Annotated in this window: 17 protein-coding genes; 10 read left to right on the top strand and 7 right to left on the bottom strand. The window is 72.5% G+C overall.

What is annotated here, in order from left to right; translation table 11 throughout:
• The first annotated feature begins 2 nt into the window (after positions 1 to 2).
• Positions 3 to 617: an urease accessory protein UreG gene (gene ureG, locus J2X36_RS03310; protein ID WP_310346144.1), complete on the top strand. Its 615-nt coding sequence runs from the start codon at positions 3 to 5 to the stop codon at positions 615 to 617.
• Between the two features lie 39 nt (positions 618 to 656).
• Here the strand turns inward: ureG and J2X36_RS03305 are convergent, their stop codons facing one another.
• Together J2X36_RS03305 and J2X36_RS03300 are read right to left on the bottom strand one after the other, a co-directional pair.
• Positions 657 to 1379 (bottom strand): DUF4198 domain-containing protein, encoded by a 723-nt coding sequence (locus J2X36_RS03305; RefSeq protein ID WP_310346142.1) that lies wholly within the window; start codon positions 1377 to 1379, stop codon positions 657 to 659.
• A gap of 159 nt (positions 1380 to 1538) precedes the next feature.
• Positions 1539 to 2456: a LysR family transcriptional regulator gene (locus tag J2X36_RS03300; RefSeq protein ID WP_310346140.1), complete on the bottom strand. Its 918-nt coding sequence runs from the start codon at positions 2454 to 2456 to the stop codon at positions 1539 to 1541.
• Between the two features lie 123 nt (positions 2457 to 2579).
• Here J2X36_RS03300 and J2X36_RS03295 point away from each other — a divergent pair, with 123 nt between their 5' ends.
• Both J2X36_RS03295 and J2X36_RS03290 read left to right on the top strand, forming a co-directional pair.
• The gene (locus J2X36_RS03295; protein WP_310346138.1) at positions 2580 to 3509 is read left to right on the top strand and encodes a ring-cleaving dioxygenase; all 930 of its coding nucleotides are present in this window, start codon (positions 2580 to 2582) and stop codon (positions 3507 to 3509) included.
• A gap of 25 nt (positions 3510 to 3534) precedes the next feature.
• Positions 3535 to 4164, top strand: a complete 630-nt coding sequence (locus J2X36_RS03290) for an alpha/beta hydrolase (protein ID WP_310346136.1) — start codon at positions 3535 to 3537, stop codon at positions 4162 to 4164.
• A 28-nt stretch (positions 4165 to 4192) separates the two neighbouring features.
• Here J2X36_RS03290 and J2X36_RS03285 read toward each other — a convergent pair whose 3' ends face one another.
• Together J2X36_RS03285 and rocF are read right to left on the bottom strand one after the other, a co-directional pair.
• The gene (locus J2X36_RS03285) at positions 4193 to 5044 is read right to left on the bottom strand and encodes an urease accessory protein UreD (protein ID WP_310346133.1); all 852 of its coding nucleotides are present in this window, start codon (positions 5042 to 5044) and stop codon (positions 4193 to 4195) included.
• Between the two features lie 80 nt (positions 5045 to 5124).
• Complete coding sequence (rocF, locus tag J2X36_RS03280; RefSeq protein WP_310346131.1) at positions 5125 to 6081, bottom strand: arginase; 957 nt, start codon at positions 6079 to 6081, stop codon at positions 5125 to 5127.
• 249 nt (positions 6082 to 6330) lie between these two features.
• Between rocF and urtA the strand changes: the two genes are divergently transcribed.
• From urtA to J2X36_RS03250, 6 genes are all read left to right on the top strand, one after another.
• On the top strand, positions 6331 to 7653 hold the full coding sequence (urtA, locus tag J2X36_RS03275; protein ID WP_310346129.1) for an urea ABC transporter substrate-binding protein: 1323 nt from the start codon (positions 6331 to 6333) through the stop codon (positions 7651 to 7653).
• Between the two features lie 106 nt (positions 7654 to 7759).
• A complete protein-coding gene (gene urtB / locus J2X36_RS03270; protein ID WP_310346127.1) occupies positions 7760 to 9337 on the top strand; it encodes an urea ABC transporter permease subunit UrtB in 1578 nt (525 codons plus the stop codon).
• Positions 9338 to 9339: 2 nt separating this feature from the next.
• Positions 9340 to 10500 (top strand): urea ABC transporter permease subunit UrtC, encoded by a 1161-nt coding sequence (gene urtC / locus J2X36_RS03265; protein ID WP_310346124.1) that lies wholly within the window; start codon positions 9340 to 9342, stop codon positions 10498 to 10500.
• Complete coding sequence (gene urtD, locus J2X36_RS03260) at positions 10500 to 11300, top strand: urea ABC transporter ATP-binding protein UrtD (protein ID WP_132255389.1); 801 nt, start codon at positions 10500 to 10502, stop codon at positions 11298 to 11300. The genes urtC and urtD overlap by 1 nt, the downstream gene beginning before the upstream one ends.
• Before the next feature lie 2 nt (positions 11301 to 11302).
• Positions 11303 to 11998, top strand: coding sequence for an urea ABC transporter ATP-binding subunit UrtE (gene urtE, locus J2X36_RS03255; RefSeq protein ID WP_310346119.1), 696 nt, complete (start codon positions 11303 to 11305; stop codon positions 11996 to 11998).
• A gap of 109 nt (positions 11999 to 12107) precedes the next feature.
• A complete protein-coding gene (locus tag J2X36_RS03250) occupies positions 12108 to 12908 on the top strand; it encodes an endonuclease/exonuclease/phosphatase family protein (RefSeq protein WP_310346113.1) in 801 nt (266 codons plus the stop codon).
• Here J2X36_RS03250 and J2X36_RS03245 read toward each other — a convergent pair.
• Complete coding sequence (locus tag J2X36_RS03245) at positions 12905 to 14536, bottom strand: phospholipase D-like domain-containing protein (RefSeq protein ID WP_310346111.1); 1632 nt, start codon at positions 14534 to 14536, stop codon at positions 12905 to 12907. The two genes, J2X36_RS03250 and J2X36_RS03245, sit on opposite strands and share 4 nt — an antisense overlap.
• Positions 14533 to 15213 carry a TVP38/TMEM64 family protein gene (locus J2X36_RS03240; protein ID WP_310346109.1) on the bottom strand — a complete coding sequence of 227 codons (681 nt, stop codon included), beginning with the start codon at positions 15211 to 15213 and terminating at the stop codon, positions 14533 to 14535. Before J2X36_RS03240 ends, J2X36_RS03245 begins: the two co-directional genes overlap by 4 nt.
• Positions 15214 to 15523: 310 nt before the next feature.
• Here J2X36_RS03240 and J2X36_RS03235 point away from each other — a divergent pair, with 310 nt between their 5' ends.
• Entirely contained in the window at positions 15524 to 15835 is a 312-nt protein-coding gene (locus J2X36_RS03235; protein ID WP_310346106.1) for a hypothetical protein, read from the top strand.
• Between the two features lie 87 nt (positions 15836 to 15922).
• Here J2X36_RS03235 and J2X36_RS03230 read toward each other — a convergent pair whose 3' ends face one another.
• Positions 15923 to 16870, bottom strand: a complete 948-nt coding sequence (locus J2X36_RS03230; RefSeq protein ID WP_310346103.1) for a LysR family transcriptional regulator — start codon at positions 16868 to 16870, stop codon at positions 15923 to 15925.
• Positions 16871 to 16948 lie beyond the last annotated feature (78 nt).

The raw sequence follows: 16948 nt of genomic DNA, 5'->3' as shown, positions 1-16948 counted from the left end.
CGATGACCTCCCTGAACGGCCCTCTCCGCGTCGGCATCGGCGGCCCGGTCGGGTCCGGCAAGACCGCCCTGATGGAGCAGCTCTGCAAGCGCTTTCGCGACCGCTACGAGATCTGCGCGATCACGAACGACATCTACACCAAGGAGGATGCCCGCATCCTCACCGTGGCCGGCGCCCTGCCGGAGGAGCGCATCCTGGGGGTCGAGACCGGCGGATGCCCGCACACGGCGATCCGCGAGGACGCCTCCATCAACCTCGCGGCGGTGGCCGAGATGCGCCGCCGATTCTCGACGCTCGACCTTGTTCTGATCGAGTCGGGCGGCGACAACCTCGCCGCGACGTTCTCGCCGGAACTCGCCGACCTCACCCTCTACGTGATCGACGTGGCGGGCGGCGAGAAGATCCCCCGCAAGGGCGGCCCCGGCATCACCCGCTCCGATCTCCTGATCGTCAACAAGACGGACCTCGCCCCGCTCGTCGGCGCGGACCTCTCCGTGATGGAGGCGGACACCCGCCGGATGCGGGGGCAGCGTCCTTTCGTCTTCGCGTCCCTGCGCGAGGGGCGCGGAGCCGACGCGATCGCCCGCTTCGTGGAGGAGGCGGGCGGCCTCGGGTGAGAGGCCGAGGGGCCGAGGGGCGGGGCCTGGGTAGGACGATCAGTTGGTGCGCGGCTCGGCGGTCGCGAAGGCGAGCGTCGCGCTGTAGGCGTCGGCATCCGCGAGATCCGGGGTACGCGAGGGCCTCACCCGGTGGGAGACGGCGAGGATCTGCCGGCCTCCCTGCGCCAGGGGCACGCGCGCGGCGCCCTTCGCATCCGTCGTGACGCGGGTCTCCGGCGCCTCGCCGCTGGTGGCCACGACCTCGGCGCCGGCGACCGCCCGGCCCTCGAACAGCACGCGCACCCGGATCGCCCCCGCGGCCGCGCCCGGCGCCTCCTGGGGCACGATCTCGAGGGTCTGGCCGAGGACCCGCTCCCAGGGCGCGCCGGCGCCGATCACGGCCTTCGCGAACTTCATCGACCATTGGCTGCGCTGCGCATCCGGCACCGAACGCCGGTCGGCATTGCGCTCCCCGCCCTCGCGCAGGCGCACCCAGAAGCCGTTGTCGTAGGCGGCCGAGACGAGCGCCCCGTCGGCCCCGGCCGGCAGCGCCGCCGCCAGCACCGTGCCCTCAGGCCGGGCGCTGAGGCGCGTGGTGCCGGCACCCGTCAGCGCGGAGAGGTGGACGAGCTTGTCGGCGTTCGGCAGTACGGGCTCGTGCACGTGCCCGAACTGCACCGCGACGCCGCCGGGCGACGGACTGAGCCAGAGGTCGTGGGCCCGTGCGGCCGTGGACAGGACGAGAGCGAGAGGCAGGGCGAGAAGGCGGTTCGGTCGCATCGGGTCGCGTTCGCTCCAAGGGTATCGGGCGCCGATCTTCAGGATCCGGCGACGCTCTGCAAGCCCGGCGCCAGCCGGGCAGCGGCGAGGTCCGGCCGGGCAGGGGCCGCGATGCGCTCGCCCCGGGAGCGGACATCCGTGCGCAATCCGGCCTTCGCCTCAGCGCGCGCCTTCGGCCCAGGGAGCGGCCGCGAGGGCCTCGGCCAGATAGGCGATCAGCACCGTCACCCGGGCGGGTCGCGGGTCGCCGGGCGGCGTCACGAGGTGGAGCGCGATCGGCGGGGCGGACCATTCGGGCAGGACGCGCTCCAGGCGGCCCGCCCGCAGGTCCTCCCAGATCATGAAATCCGGCTGGACCGCGAGGCCGAGGCCTGCGCGGAGGGCCGGCCCGAGCGCGTCGGCATTGTTCGCCCGGAGCGGTCCGGCCGGCGTGACCGTCGCTTCCGCCCCGTCCGGCCCGCGGAAATGCCAGCGGTCCGGCGTCGGCAGGTAGGCGTAGCCGAGGCAGGCGTGGCGGGCGAGATCCTCCGGCGAGTCCGGGCGCCCGCAGCGGTCGAGATAGGCCGGCGCCGCGACGAGGGAGCGTCGGATCCCGCACAGCCGGCGTGCCCGCAGCGAGGAATCGGCGAGGGCGGCGATCCGCAGGCCGAGATCGAATCCGCCGCCGACGAGATCGACGAGGGCGTCGCTGAGGTGCAGATCGACGGAGATCCCCGGATGGGCCGCGAGAAAATCCGGCAGGCGCGGGGCGACGTGGGTGACGCCGAAGGACATCGGCGCGGCGAGCCGCACCAGCCCCTGGGGCGCGGCCGCCGCCTCGCGCGCCTCGGCCTCCGCGGCCTCGCCCTCCGCGAGGAGGCGGGCTGCGCCGTCGCGTGCGGAGCGGCCGGCCTCGGTCAGGCTGAGGCGGCGTGAGGTGCGGTGAAACAGGCGAGCGCCGATCCGCGCCTCGAGCCGCGCCACCGCCTTCGAGACCGTGCCCGGCGACACGCCGAGATCGGCCGCCGCCCGTCCGAACGAGCCGGACTCGGCGACCTTCGCGAAGATGGCCCAGGCCTCGAAATCGGGAAGCTTCATCGATCAATCCGGAAACGATGGTTTTCCTTTGTTTCCGTTTTCGCGGACGAAGACAAGGCTCACATTCGCCCCATCGAACGACGCCGCCCGGTCCCGCTCCGGGCGAGCCACAGGAGACACGCCATGTCCGAGACCGGCCTGCACCACGTCACCGCCTTCTCCGGCCCCGCCCTGCGAAACCTTGATTTCTACACCCGCGTCCTCGGGCTGCGCCTCGTGAAGAAGACTGTGAACTTCGACGATCCGGGCACCTATCATCTCTATTACGGGGACGAGACGGGGCGGCCCGGCACGATCCTCACCTTCTTCCCCATCCCCCACGCCGCTCCGGGGCGCGTCGGGATCGGCGAGACGCAGGAGACGGCCTTCCGGGTCCCGCGCGCCTCGATCGGCTGGTGGACGCACCGCCTCCTCGCCCACGGCGTGCGCCACGAGGCCCTGGTGCAGGTCTTCGGCGAGTCGACGCTCCGCTTCCGCGATCCGGACGGGATGGCGCTCGCCCTCGTCGGCATCGAGGATGCGGGCGAGGCGGCAGCTTGGAGCGGCGGCGAGGTGCCGCAAGAGCACGCCATTCGCGGCTTCCACGGCGTGACGCTGCTGCTGGCGGAAGCCGGCCCGACCGCTGCGATCCTGACGGACGTGCTCGGCTTCACCGAGTCCGGCCGCGAGGGCTCGGCGACGCGGTTCTCGGGCAGCGCGGGGCTTGGCGGGCTCGTCACCCTGCGCGCAGTCGGCGGCTTCCTGCCCGGCCGGCCGGGAGCGGGCAGCGTGCACCACATCGCCTTCCGGGCGGCCGACGACGCGGCCCAGGCGGCGATGGCCGGGCGCCTGAGCGAGCGGCACGGCCTCACAGTGACCGAGCAGCGCGACCGCAACTACTTCCGCTCGGTCTATTTCCGCGAGCCGGGCGGCGTCCTGTTCGAGATCGCTACCGACGCGCCGGGTTTCACCGCAGACGAGCCGGTCGAGGCGCTGGGGCAGGCGCTCAAGCTCCCGGACTTCCTGGAGCCGCACCGGGCCGGGATCGAGGAGGTCCTGCCGAAGATCGCGTGACACGCCCCAGATCGAGGAGGTTCCGATGACGACCACGACCGACACCGCACGCTTCGTCCACCGCTTCGAGCCGGGCAGCGATCCGAGCCGGCCGCCGCTCCTGCTCCTTCACGGCACCGGCGGCGACGAGGCCGACCTCCTGCCGCTCGGACGCATGGTGGCGCCGGGCGCCGCCCTGCTCTCGCCGCGGGGGCAGGTCCTGGAGAACGGGAGCCCGCGGTTCTTCCGGCGCCTCGCCGAGGGCGTGTTCGACGAGGCCGACGTGATCCGCCGGGCCGGTGACCTCGCGCGCTTCGTCGCCGAGGCCCGCGGGATCTACGGCCTGCCCGCGCCAGTCGCCCTCGGCTTCTCGAACGGGGCGAACATCGCCGCCGCGACGCTGCTGCTGCACCCCGAGGCCCTTGCCGGCGCCGTCCTGATCCGGCCGATGGTGCCGCTCGCCGCGCCGCCGGCGGCGGATCTCGCGGGAGCCGGAGTGATGATCCTGTCGGGTGCCTTCGACCCGATCGTGCCGGCGGAGAATGCCGCCTCCCTCGCGGCGATGCTGGAGCGGGCGGGCGCCCGGGTGGAGCACCGCACGCTCCCCACGGGCCACGGACTCGGCCAGGCGGACCTCGCCCTGGCGCGGGCCTGGCTCTCGGGGCAGGCGGCCTGAGCGGGAGGCAGGCCCGCGAAGCCGGAGATCACCCTTGCCAGACCCGGGGCAGGGGCGCGCGCCGGTAACCCGCGAGGAAGCGGGCCGCAAGGCTCCGGAGCCCGTCCGGATCCTGGCCGAGGAGGCGCACGGCGAGGTGCCCGTTCCAGGCGCTGGCGCCGGCCTCGACGCCGTCCCCCGGCGTGTCGAGGAGCGCCCGTGCCTCCTCGACACGGCTCTCCGCACCGGGGGCGAAGTCGAGGATCGTGCCGAAGGCGCGTGCGCCCCCTCCGGTGGCAGGACGGGCGAGGATGTCGGCGACCGGGCCGGACAGGTGCAGCGCATCCGCGTAGACGAGGCGGCCCGAGCGGCGGACGAACCAGCGGTCGCGGATCGCGCCCGAAGCGAAGGTCTCGCCTCGGGCGGCGCGCCCCAGCATCACGATCTCGCAGGCGAGGAGGCCCGCACCCGCGCCGAGATCCGCCTCGAAGCGGCGCTCCAGCCGGGCCCGGTCGTAGAGGATCGTCTCCTGCGGCAGCCAGGCGAGATGTGCGCCCGGCGCGACGGAGAGGCGGTTCCGGATCAAGCTCGCCGGCCCGTCCGAGCGGTAGACCTTCTCCGCGGCGGTTGTGGTGAGGACGAGGCCGGCGCCCGCTTCGAGTTCGATGCCGATCTCGAACAGGTCGCCGCAGGCGATGCCGCCCGCGGTGTTGACGAGGACGGCCTCCGGCACCGGCCCGTGGGTTCTCGGAAAGCGCAGGCGCGAGGGACCGGATTCCGAAAGGTCGGCGACGACCGTTGCGGCACCCGCCCGCGCCATCCGGAGCCGGACGCAGCCGCGGGAGCGCTGGCGCAGCGGGGCGGGGGCTTGCACCGCCTCGGGCGGGGGGAGGGGCCGCATGGACTAACGGATCTTTCGCGGGGGCCGCGCGCCCGTTCCGGCAGGGGACAGGGCGAGGGGACAGTCAGCGCGGCGCCGCCTCACGGCGTCGGGTCCCGCGGCACGGCCTCGATCACGGGTGTCGGCCGGTCGAGGATGCGGCGGCCGAACAGGCTCGCGACGAGTTCCACCAGCACCCGGGCGCTGCGCCCGCGCTCGTCGAGGAACGGGTTCAGCTCGACCACGTCGAGGGAGCCGACGAGGCCGGAATCGTGGAGCATCTCCATGATCAGATGCGCCTCGCGGAAGGTGGCGCCCCCCGGCACCGTTGTGCCGACGCCCGGCGCGATGCCGGGATCGAGGAAGTCGATGTCGAGGCTGACATGCAGGTGGCCGCCGGCCGCCGCGACCCGCTCCAGAACCCGGCGCAGGGGCGCAACCACCCCGAACTCGTCGATGGCCCGCATGTCGGTGACGCCGACGTGCCGATCCGTCACGAGGGCGCGCTCGCCGGCATCGATCGAGCGCAGACCGAACAGGTGGATGCGTCCGGGATCGAGGAGCGGGCGCGGGCCCTGCGCGAACAGACCTTCGAATCCGGGCTCCCCGCAGAGCGCCGCCAGCGGCATCCCGTGGATGTTGCCCGAGGGCGAGGTCTGCGGCGTGTTGAAATCCGCGTGCGCGTCGAGCCACAGCACGAAGAGCGGCCGGCCGGTCCCCTCGCGATGGCGCAGCACCCCGTCGACCGAGCCGAGCGACAGGCTGTGGTCGCCGCCGATCACCACCGGCAGAGCGCCTCCCGCGAGGCTCGCCCCGACACGCTCGGACAGGACCCGGGTCCAGGCCGCGACCGCCGGAAGGCCCCGAGCCTCAGCCGGGCAGCCGGGCACCACGTCGCCGAGATCCGCGACCGCGTGGCCGAGATCGGCCAGCGTCCGCACGAGGCCGGCCGTGCGCAGCGCCGCGGGCCCCATCAGGGCGCCGGGCTCGCTCGTGCCCACCTCGATCGGCGCGCCGATGATCTCGATGCGGGCCGCCCCCGCCTGTCGCCCGCTCATGCGCCGCTCCCAGCCGATCCTGCGAGGCCCCAGCGCGTTCTAGCCCGCCCGGGCGACGCGCTGAAGGCGCGCTCGGGCGCTCATGCACGGCCGATGCCGCACGCGCGACGGGGCGCCTGCCTCGGCAGGGGCGGATGAGGGCGCGCCGCGTTCGGACGGGCTCGGCGCGACGGTCGCGGCGGCGCTTGGCACATCGCTTGCCAGTCCTTCGCGCCCACCGAACGGGCAGGGAAACGGCAGACCTCGACGATGAGCAGAGCCCTCTCGACCGGACCGGAGCATCCGTCGCCCGTCGGACGCTGGACCCGCGCCGCCGCGCTGGCCGGCATCCTCGCCCTCGGACTGGCCAGCGCGTCCGCAGCGCGCGCGCAGGAGACGATCAAGGTCGGCATCCTGCATTCGCTGTCCGGCACGATGGCGATCTCGGAGACGACCCTCAAGGACGCGATGCTGATGCTCATCGCGGAGCAGAACCGGAAGGGGGGCGTCCTGGGCAAGAAGCTCGAACCGGTCGTGGTCGATCCGGCCTCGAACTGGCCGCTCTTCGCCGAGAAGGCCCGCGAGCTGATCGCCAAGGACAAGGTCTCGGCCGTGTTCGGCTGCTGGACGAGCGTGTCGCGCAAATCCGTGCTGCCGGTCTTCCGGGAACTCGACTCGATCCTGTTCTACCCCGTCCAGTACGAGGGCGAGGAGAGCGAGCGGAACGTGTTCTACACGGGCGCCGCCCCGAACCAGCAGGCGATTCCCGCCGTCGACTACCTGATGAGCGAGGAGAAGGTCGAGCGCTGGGTGCTCGAGGGGACGGATTACGTCTATCCCCGCACCACCAACAAGATCCTCGAAGCCTACCTCAAGGCGAAGGGCGTCGCGCCCGCCGACATCTCGATCAACTACACGCCGTTCGGCCAGTCGGACTGGCAGACGCGGGTGGCCGCCATCAAGGCCTTCGGCACGGCCGGCAGGAAGACGGCGGTGGTCTCGACGATCAACGGCGACGCCAACGTGCCCTTCTACAAGGAACTCGCCAACCAGGGCGTGAAGGCGACCGACATCCCGGTCGTGGCCTTCTCGGTCGGCGAGGAGGAGCTGGCCGGCATCGACACCAAGCCGCTTCTCGGCCACCTCGCCGCCTGGAACTATTTCGAGTCGATCGACACGCCCGAGAACAAGGCCTTCATCGAGCAGTGGCGCGCCTTCACGAGGAACGCCAAGCGCGTCACGAACGACCCGATGGAGGCCCATTACATCGGCTTCAACATGTGGGTGAAGGCGGTGGAGAAGGCCGGCACCACGGAGCCCGACAAGGTGATCGCGGCGCTGCCCGGCATCGAGCAGAAGAACCTCACCGGCGGCACCGCGAAGATGTTGCCGAACCACCACGTCACCAAGCCGGTCTTCATCGGCGAGATCAAGGATGACGGCCAGTTCGACGTCGTCTGGAAGACGGACGGTCTCATCCCCGGCGAGGCGTGGTCGAAGCAGCTCGACGGCTCGAAGGACCTCGAGGCCGATTGGGTGACGCTCAATTGCGGCAACTACAACACCAAGACCAAGAAGTGCGGTGGGGCGTGATGCGCCCGCCCGGCAGGGCGCGCCCGACCTCTCCCGCATGGGGGAGGGCGCATCCCGCTCCCCGGCCCTCTCCCGAACGGGGGAGGGAGCGCGTCGAGGCACCGCGATGATCCGCCTTCTCACTCTCCTCCTCTGCCTCCTGGCCGGCCCCGCCCTCGCGCAGGCGCCGGGCGACGCGGCCTATGCACGGCTCGCGAGCGACAGCTATGCGGAGATCGAGGCCGGAATCGTCGGGCTCGGGGCGAGCGGCGACCCGCGCGCCGGGGCCGTGATCGGGGCGCTCGCCGACGGGCGCCTCCTCTATCGGCCCGCCGACAGGGCCCTGTTCATCCGCGACGGATCCGGTCTCGTCGAGGCCCGCACCGGCGCCCCGGCGAGCGCCGAGGGCCTGAAGTCCGTGCGCGCCAACAACAAGGTCCGCCGGGCGATCGAGGCCGCGATGGGCGGCCTCAACCTGACGAGCCCGGATCCGGGCAAGCGCCACGAGGCGGCGGATGCCATGTTCAAGGCCCGCGACGCGGGCGCGCTCCCGGCCCTCGACGCCGCCCTCGCGAAGGAGGCGGATGCGAGCGTGCGGCGGGCGCTGACGGAAGCCCGCGCCGCCGTGATCCTGGCCCGGCCCGGCGCGGCGGAGCCCGAGCGCCTCGCGGCCATCCAGACGATCGCGGGCCGCGGCGACGGCGACGCTCTGGGCCTGCTTCGCGCCCTCTCCGCCGATTCGAGCGAGGCGGTACGCGCCGCCGCGGACCGCGGCGTCCGGACGGTCGAGACGCGGCTCGCCCTGATCGGGGCGGCGCAGAACGTCTGGTACGGGATCTCCCTCGGCTCCGTGCTGCTCCTCGCCGCGATCGGGCTCGCCATCACCTTCGGGGTGATGGGCATCATCAACATGGCGCACGGCGAGATGGTGATGCTCGGCGCCTACACGACCTTCCTCGTCCAGGGCGCGATCCGCGCGCACGCCCCCGCCCTGTCCGAATGGTCGCTCGCCGCCAGCATCCCGGCAGCCTTCCTGGTGGCGGGCGCGGTCGGCGTCCTCATCGAGCGGAGCGTCATCCGCTACCTGTACGGACGGCCGCTCGAGACGCTGCTGGCCACCTTCGGCATCAGCCTCGTGCTGCAGCAGGGGGTGCGCTCGATCTTCGGCCCGACGAACCGCGAGGTGAGCGCGCCCGCCTTCATGACGGGCGCCTTCGACCTCTTCGGCCTCTCGATCACTTGGGGCCGACTCTGGATCGTCGTGTTCTCGTTCGGCGTCTTCCTCGGCCTGCTCTTCGTGCTGCGCAGGACCTCCTTCGGCCTGAAGACCCGGGCCGTGACCCAGAACCGGCGCATGGCCGCGGCGATGGGCATCCGCACGCCCCTCGTCGACGCCCTGACCTTCGGCCTCGGCTCGGGCATCGCGGGGATCGCGGGCGTCGCGCTCTCGCAGATCGACAACGTCTCGCCGAATCTCGGCCAGGGCTACATCATCGACTCGTTCCTCGTCGTGGTGTTTGGCGGCGTGGGGAACCTCTGGGGCACGCTGGTCGCGGCGCTCACCCTCGGCGTCGCCAACAAGCTGTTCGAGCCGTATCTCGGCGCGGTGCTCGCGAAGATCGCGCTCCTCGTCTTCATCATCCTGTTCATCCAGAAGCGCCCGCGCGGCCTGTTCGCGCTCAAGGGCCGGGCGGTGGAGTCGTGAGCATGGGCGCCACCCTGCCGAGGCCCGCCCTCATCGACCTGAAGGGGCGGATCTTCCTCGGCGTGCTGGCCGCGATCTGCCTCGCCGTCCCGCTCCTCAACCTCGCGGTGCCCGAGGGCTCGGGCCTGCACCTGCCGACCTACCTCGTCTCGCTGTTCGGCAAGTACCTCGCCTTCGCGCTGCTCGCCCTCTCCCTCGATCTCGTCTGGGGCTATTGCGGCATCCTCTCGCTCGGCCACGGCGCCTTCTTCGGCCTCGGCGGCTACGCGATGGGCATGTACCTGATGCGCCAGATCGGCCCCCGCGGCGTCTACGGGAACCCGGTCCTGCCCGATTTCATGGTGTTCCTGAACTATACGGAATTGCCCTGGTACTGGCTCGGCTTCGACCGCTTCCCCTTCGCGGCCCTGATGGTGCTCGCGGTGCCCGGCCTCCTCGCCTTCGTGTTCGGCTGGCTCGCCTTCCGCTCGCGGGTGACGGGGGTCTACCTCTCGATCATCACGCAGGCGATGACCTTCGCGCTGATGCTCGCCTTCTTCCGCAACGACATGGGGCTGGGCGGCAACAACGGGCTCACCGACTTCAAGGACATCCTCGGCTTCCCCGTCCAGGCTCAAGGGGTGCGCGTCGCGCTCTTCCTCGCCACCGCGGCGGCCCTGGCCATCGGCTATCTGATCGCCCGGTTCATGACGGTCTCGGCCTACGGCAAGGTCCTGATCGCGGTGCGCGATGCCGAGCCGCGCACCCGCTTTCTCGGCTACCGGCCGGAAGCCTACAAGACGCTCGCCTTCGTGGTCTCGGCCATGATGGCGGGGGTGGCGGGCGCCCTCTACGTGCCGCAGGTCGGCATCATCAACCCCTCCGAATTCGCGCCCACGAACTCGATCGAGGCGGTGATCTGGGTCGCGGTCGGCGGGCGCGGCACCCTCGTCGGGGCGGCGCTCGGGGCCATCCTCGTCAACTACGCCAAGACGCTGCTCACCGGCGCCCTGCCGGACGCGTGGCTCTTCGCGCTGGGCGCCCTGTTCGTCCTCGTGACGCTCTTCCTGCCGAAGGGGATCGTCGGCACCGCGATCGAGCGGTTCGGCAGCCGGCGCGCGGCGGCGAGGCTCCCGCCCGAGCCCGAGATCCCGGGCAAGCTCGCCGAGGAAGGGCGCGGCTGATGAGCGAGGCCGATCTCCTGAGCCCCGAGCCCGCGGTCGGCCCGGCGACCGAGCGCCGCCTGACCCGGGCGCTCCTCTACCTCGACGACGTCCGCGTCACCTTCGACGGCTACCGGGCGCTGCGTGGCCTCTCGCTCACGCTCGAGCGGGGCGAGATGCGCGCCATCATCGGCCCGAACGGGGCCGGCAAGACCACGATGATGGACGTGATCACGGGCAAGACCCGGCCCGATACCGGGGCGGCCGTCTTCGACGGGGTGCACGACCTCACCCGCCTCGACGAGCCGGCGATCGCCGATCTCGGCATCGGCCGCAAGTTCCAGAAGCCGACCGTGTTCGAGAGCCACACGGTGACCGACAACATCGTGCTCGCGCTCAAGGGGCCGCGCCGCGCGCTTGCCTCTCTGTTCGGCTGGCGCAACCGGGTGGAGGCGGCGCGCGTCGAGGAGATCCTCGTGACGGTCGGGCTGATCGCCCATCGCGGGCGCCCGGCGGCCGACCTCTCGCACGGGCAGAAGCAGTGGCTGGAGATCGGCATGCTGCTGGCGCAGGACCCGAAGCTGCTCCTCGTCGACGAGCCGGTCGCCGGCATGACGGATGCCGAGACCGAGGCCACGGCGACGCTGCTGCGGGCCATCGCGCGGGACCACGCCGTGATGGTGGTCGAGCACGACATGCACTTCGTGCGGGCGCTCGCCTGCCGGGTCACCTGCCTGCACGAAGGCGCCGTGCTGGCCGAGGGCTCGATCGACGCCGTGTCGGGCGATCCCCGGGTCGTCGAAGTCTATCTGGGGCGCTGAGCATGCTGGCCGTCGAGGACGTCGATCTCCATTACGGCGCGGCGAAGGCCCTGCGCGGCGTCTCGCTCACCGCCGAGCCGGGCCAGGTGACCTGCGTGCTCGGCCGCAACGGCGTCGGCAAGACCTCGCTGATGCGGGCGATCGTCGGCCAGCAGCCGATCTCGAAGGGCGCCATCCGGCTCGGGGACAAGGACATTTCGCGCCTTGCCCCCTACGACCGGGCGCGGGCGGGCGTCGCCTTCGTGCCGCAGGGGCGCGAGATCTTCCCGCTGCTGACCGTGAAGGAGAACCTGGAGACCGGCTTCGCCCCCTGCCGGCGGGCGGACCGCCACGTGCCGGGGGAGGTCTACGACCTGTTCCCGGTGCTGAAGGACATGCTGCACCGGCGCGGCGGCGACCTCTCGGGCGGCCAGCAGCAGCAGCTCGCCATCGGCCGGGCACTGGTGACGCGCCCGCGCCTTCTCGTCCTCGACGAGCCGACCGAGGGAATACAACCCTCGATTATCAAGGATATCGGCCGAGCGATCACGTTTCTGCGCTCCCAAAAGAAGATCGCGATCATCCTCGTCGAGCAGTATTTCGAGTGGGCCCGCGACCTCTGCGACACCTACGCGGTGATGGACCGAGGCCAGGTGGTGGAGGCGGGACCCCGCGCCACCATGGTCGAGGCGGACGTGCGGCGCTGGCTGTCGGTGTGAGGATCGCCGCCCCGGTCGGGGAGAGGGGCGCCGCGCGGGTTCCAGAGGGGGCCGCACCGCCCTAGATCCCTTCGCCCGCGATCCGCCGATCGCCCCACCAGCGTCCCGCATGGATCTCCCGCTTCCCCGGCCGGCGCGGCTGCGCCTGATGACCTACAACATCCGCCACTGCCGGGGTGTGGACGGGGTGATCTCGCCCGCCCGCATCGCCGAGGTGATCGCGGCCTGCGAGCCGGACGTCGTCGCGCTCCAGGAGGTCGATGTCGGGCGCGCCCGCACCGGCGGGCTCGATCAGGCCGAGGAGATCGCGCGGCTCCTCGACATGCGCCACCATTTCCATCCCGCCCTGCAGATCCTGGAGGAGCGCTACGGGGACGCCATCCTGACGACGCGGCCCGCGAGCCTCGTCAAGGCCGGCGCCCTGCCCGGCCTCGCCCGCCGGCCCGGCCTGGAGCCGCGGGGCGCCCTCTGGGTCGAGATCGCGGTGGGCGGGGGCCGCCTGCAGATCCTGAACACGCATCTCGGCCTGTCCGGGCGCGAGCGGCTGGCGCAGGTCGAGGCGCTGCTCGGCCCCGACTGGCTCGGCGGGGACCGGGCGCGCACGCCCTTCGTTCTGGTGGGCGACCTCAACGCGACGCCCCTGTCCCGGGCCTACCGGCGGCTCGCCGCCCGGCTCACCGACGTGCGCGGCCTCGCGGGCGGGCAGGGGCGCGGCGCCACCTTCCCGAGCCGCTTCCCGGTGCTGCGCCTCGACCACGTCTTCGTCAGCGACGGCGTCACGGCCGAGCGGGCCGGCGTCGTCCGGGGTGCGCTGCCGCGCCTCGCCTCGGACCACCTGCCGCTCCTCACGGAGCTCTGCCTCGTGCCGGCACCGGCCGGGATCGCCGCGCGGGCGTCGGCGACGGTCTAGCGGTCCGGGCCGGAGGGCACGACGGGCTCCCTCTCCCGGGCGGGAGATGAGTGGGGCGAGGGATGCGCCCTGTCCGGAGAGGCCGCCTCCCTCACCGCCTCCCTCTCGGACCGGGATGGGACGCGCGCGGCATCCCCGCGCGCCGCGGGTTCCGTGCGGACGCGCAGGGCGCGCCGGCGGCGCCACGGGCGCCAGAGGTCGGCGGTGCCGACCGGATCGCCGACATGCCACGCCTCGATGAACCGGGCGAGGAGGCCCCGCCGGGAGGCGACGACGGCGCAGAGGCGCTCGGGCGAGACGAGGGCGGGGTCGTCGAGGGCGGCGCGCACCGAGCCGCGCTGCCGCACCACCGCCTCGAACCGGTCTCGCGGACAGCCGGCATGGTGGGCGACGAAGCCGTCGCGCACGCGCGCGATCGCCTCCCGGCGCAGGTCGTAGGGCTCACCGGGCAGGGCCTCGATCGCGAGGTCGCACTCCGTGTCGAGGCCGAGCGACCGGTTGTTGAGGTTCGTCGAGCCGACCCGCAGCAGCCGGTCGTCGAAGACCGCGACCTTCGAGTGGACGAGGATCGGGCCGCCGGCCGGCGTGCGGGGCGCCAGCACCCGCAGGCGACGGTGCGGGTCGGCCGCACGCAGCCGCGCGATCAGGCCGCGGCGGGCGCTGTCCATGGTCAGCCGGTCGAAGCCGTTTGGGCTGCGCTCGGTCAGCACCACGACGATCTCGGGCCCGTCCGGCTCGGCGAGCCGGGCGGCCAGCGCCGCCGCGATCAGGGGCGACGTGAAATACTGGTTCTCCAGGTAGATGATGCGGCGCGCGGCCCGGATCGCCCGGAGATACAGGGCCTCGCTCTCGCGCAGGGCCGCTCGGCCCGCCCGTGCCGGCTCGGTGCGGGCGATGCCGACCTCGACGTCGCGCAGGAGTGGCGTCACCGTGTCGGGCCAGGGGTCGCCGAAGCCCTCCGGCCCAGCCTCCGGCGTTCCGAGCCGCTCGCCCGTCGCGTCCAGCCAGCGGCGCCGGGCGAGGTCGCCGAGGGCGGCGGCGGCAGGCCCGTCCACCGCCATCATCACGTCGTGGCGCGGCGGGTAGGTCTCCCCCGAGGGCAGGCGTCGGCGCGGGTCGCGGTCGCGGTGCGCCTGCGTGTCCCAGCGGTTCACCTCGAAATCGCCCCCGCCGCAGAAGGCGACGCGGTCGTCGATGACCAGGATCTTCTGGTGCTGGCAGGCGCCGTAGGGGAGGGTGCCGTCGATCCGGAAATCGATCTGCGGGCCGAGCGCCGCCCGCACCGTGTCCGGCGTGTGGTCGTTGCCCGCCGAGATCGGCCAGGGCATGTCCCAGATCAGCAGCCGGATCGCGAGGTCGGGCCGCTGCGCCTTCAGGCGGCGCAGGAGGTCGGCCATGCTCTCCCGCTCGGCCTCGCCGACGGGATCGAGGCGCACGCGCGGATCGAAGCTCCAGCCGATCAGCAGGATGGAGCGTCGCGCCGCGAGGAGGGCGCGCCGCGCGGCGGCGAAATAGGCCGCCCCGTCGTGGAGCAGGGCGATGCGGGCGGCCGGCTCCCGGCGCCAGCAGGTCTCCCCGGGGCGCAGCCAGCCCGCGTCCGGGGTCTCGATGCTCGATAGATCTCTCATGCGCCCGCGCCGGCTCTCCGCATCCTCAGTTTGGCCCGTACGCGCCGCCGGGTCAGGCCGACGGCCGCGAAGGTCGCAACGAGGCCGAGCCCGAGGGAGATCCAGTGCTCCGGCGCGTCCCCGCCCGCCGCGCGGCCGATCACCCCGAGATAGACGCAGACGAGCGTGCCGGGCAGCATGCCGAGGATGGTTGAGACGAGAAAGGCCCCCGGGCGCACGTCGGTGATGGCGAGGATGTAGTTCTGGGCGTTGAAGGGGACGAAGGGGCTGAGGCGCATCAGCGTCAGCAATTGCCAGCCGCCCTCGCCGACCGCCTCGACGGTGGCCTTCATGGCCGGCCGCCGCTCGATCAGGGCGCGGACCCGGTCCTGCAGCAGGGTGCGCCCCGCCGCGAACGCGAGCACCGAGCCGAGCGTGGCGGCGGCGAGAACGATCGGCAGCGACCACCAGCCGAAGGCGACGCCCGCCGCGATGGTGAGGGGCGTGCAGGGCACGACGAGGAGCGTCGCGACGACGAAGAGGGCCGCGAAGGCGACGGGCCCGTAGGGGCCGAGCCCCTGCGTCCACGCCTTGAAGGCCGCGAGCCAGGCATCGACGGGGAGGAGATACCAAGCGGCCAGGGCGGCCGCGACGGCGAGCCCGGTCGCCAGCCAGTATCGGGTTTCGTCGCCCGTCACGCAGATCCTCCTCGAGGCCGCAGCACCACGAGGTCTCAAGGCCCGGCGCGCACCGCTTGTATTAGAGCGGTGGCCCGATCCGCACAGCCCGGCGCCGCGCATGCGGGCCGCGCGCGGGGCGGGACCGCGGCCGGGAAACGGAAACGCCGCGGTTAACGTACGGTCTGCACGAAGCCCCATTTTCCATACGTGATCGCAACGGATATCCTATAAGTATGCAATATTCATATGGTCAGACTCAGGGTTGCGCATACTCGTGGCGAAAAGCGATCACGGCGGTGCGGCGGCAAGGACCCAACGGGGCGCTACGATGATCTGGCTTCAGGCGGACAAGGCTTCCGGTGCGGCGACGGCGGAGCGGGAGGCGGAGCAGGAGCTGCTCGCCCTGCGCCTGCCGGTCCAGGCCGAACTGTCCCTGCGCCAGCTCGCGGGAGCGCTCGGTGTCGCGACGGCGCTGACCCTGCCCGAGGCGTCGGCCCGGCCCGCCTTCGAGGGCGAGGCATCGAACTTCGCCGAGGCCGCGAGCCTGCTTCAGGCCTTCCTGGCGATCGAGGACTCCGAGACGCGGGCCCGCTGCCTCGCCTACGTGCAGGGCGCCTCGATCCCCCCGGCGCGCCAGTAGGGAGCGGCCAGCGGCCGGTGCGGGCCCTGCCCTTCGAGGGGGAATGAGCGTCGGGGACGGGCGGCTGCGGCGGCCGGCCCGCCCGCGTCAGGACCTGGCGACGAGGCAGGCCGACGGCGCGAGGGTTCGCTCCGGAAGCGTCATCACCTCGCCGCGCAGCGCGCCGGAGAACACGCCCGCGAGACGCTTCGAGACGAAGTCGATGAAGCGCCGGGTCTTGGCCGGCAGGAGCCGGGACGTCGTCACGATGTAGATCGAGGTCGCCGGCAGGCGCCAGTCCGGCAGGACCCGGTCGAGGCGTCCGCTGGCGAGGTCGCGCTCGACATTGACGAGGTTCGCCGCCGCGATGCCGCGGCCCGTCACCGCGAGGCGGCGCGCGAGGCTGAGATTGTTGCAGGAGATCCGGCCCGACACCGGCGCGGAGACGATCTCGTCGCCGCGGGTGAGCTGCCAGGTGTCGCTGGCGCCGGGCACCGAGAGCACCACGTCGTGCTCGGCGAGATCCTTCGGATGCTTCGGCCGGCCCCGCGACCGCAGGTAGGCGGGAGCGGCGACGAGGACGTTCTCGGTCTCCACGATCCGGCGCACGATCAGCGAGGTCTGCCGGGGCTCCTCCACGGCGATCGCGAGGTCGTAATCCTCCCGCACGAGGTCGACCTGAGAGGCGTGCAGGTCGAGATGGACGTGGATGTGCTCGTGGCTCTCCGAGAAGGCGCAGACGATGTCCGTCAGGTGCCGCAGCACCCAGAAATCCGGCGGCGCCGCGACCTTGAGGAAGCCGGACGGACCCTTCGCCTGGGCGATCATGTCGTCGAAGGTGCGCTGGGCCTCGTCGACGATGCGGGTGGCCTGGGCGAGGTAGGCCTCGCCGTAGGGGGTGAGGGCGAGCTTGCGGGTGGTGCGGTCGAGGAGGCGCAGGCCCACGGCCGTCTCGAATTGCGTGATCCGGCGGGAGACCGAGGAGATCGGCATGTCGAGAGCCGCCGCCGCCTGGCTGAAACTCTTGCGTTTCGCCACCTCAACGAAAAGGGCCATATCGCGCAAGACTTGAGGCTGCGGCATATCCTCTGGCTCTCTTCCCCCGAGTTTGCCGAGGTGAGGTTTCCTCCTCCA

Origin of the sequence: Methylobacterium sp. BE186 (genome assembly GCF_031457035.1) — a bacterium.
In the GTDB taxonomy this organism is placed as follows: Bacteria; Pseudomonadota; Alphaproteobacteria; order Rhizobiales; family Beijerinckiaceae; genus Methylobacterium; species Methylobacterium segetis.
Note: the sequence above shows the minus strand (reverse complement) of the source record. Positions and strands in the feature narration are given on the sequence as shown.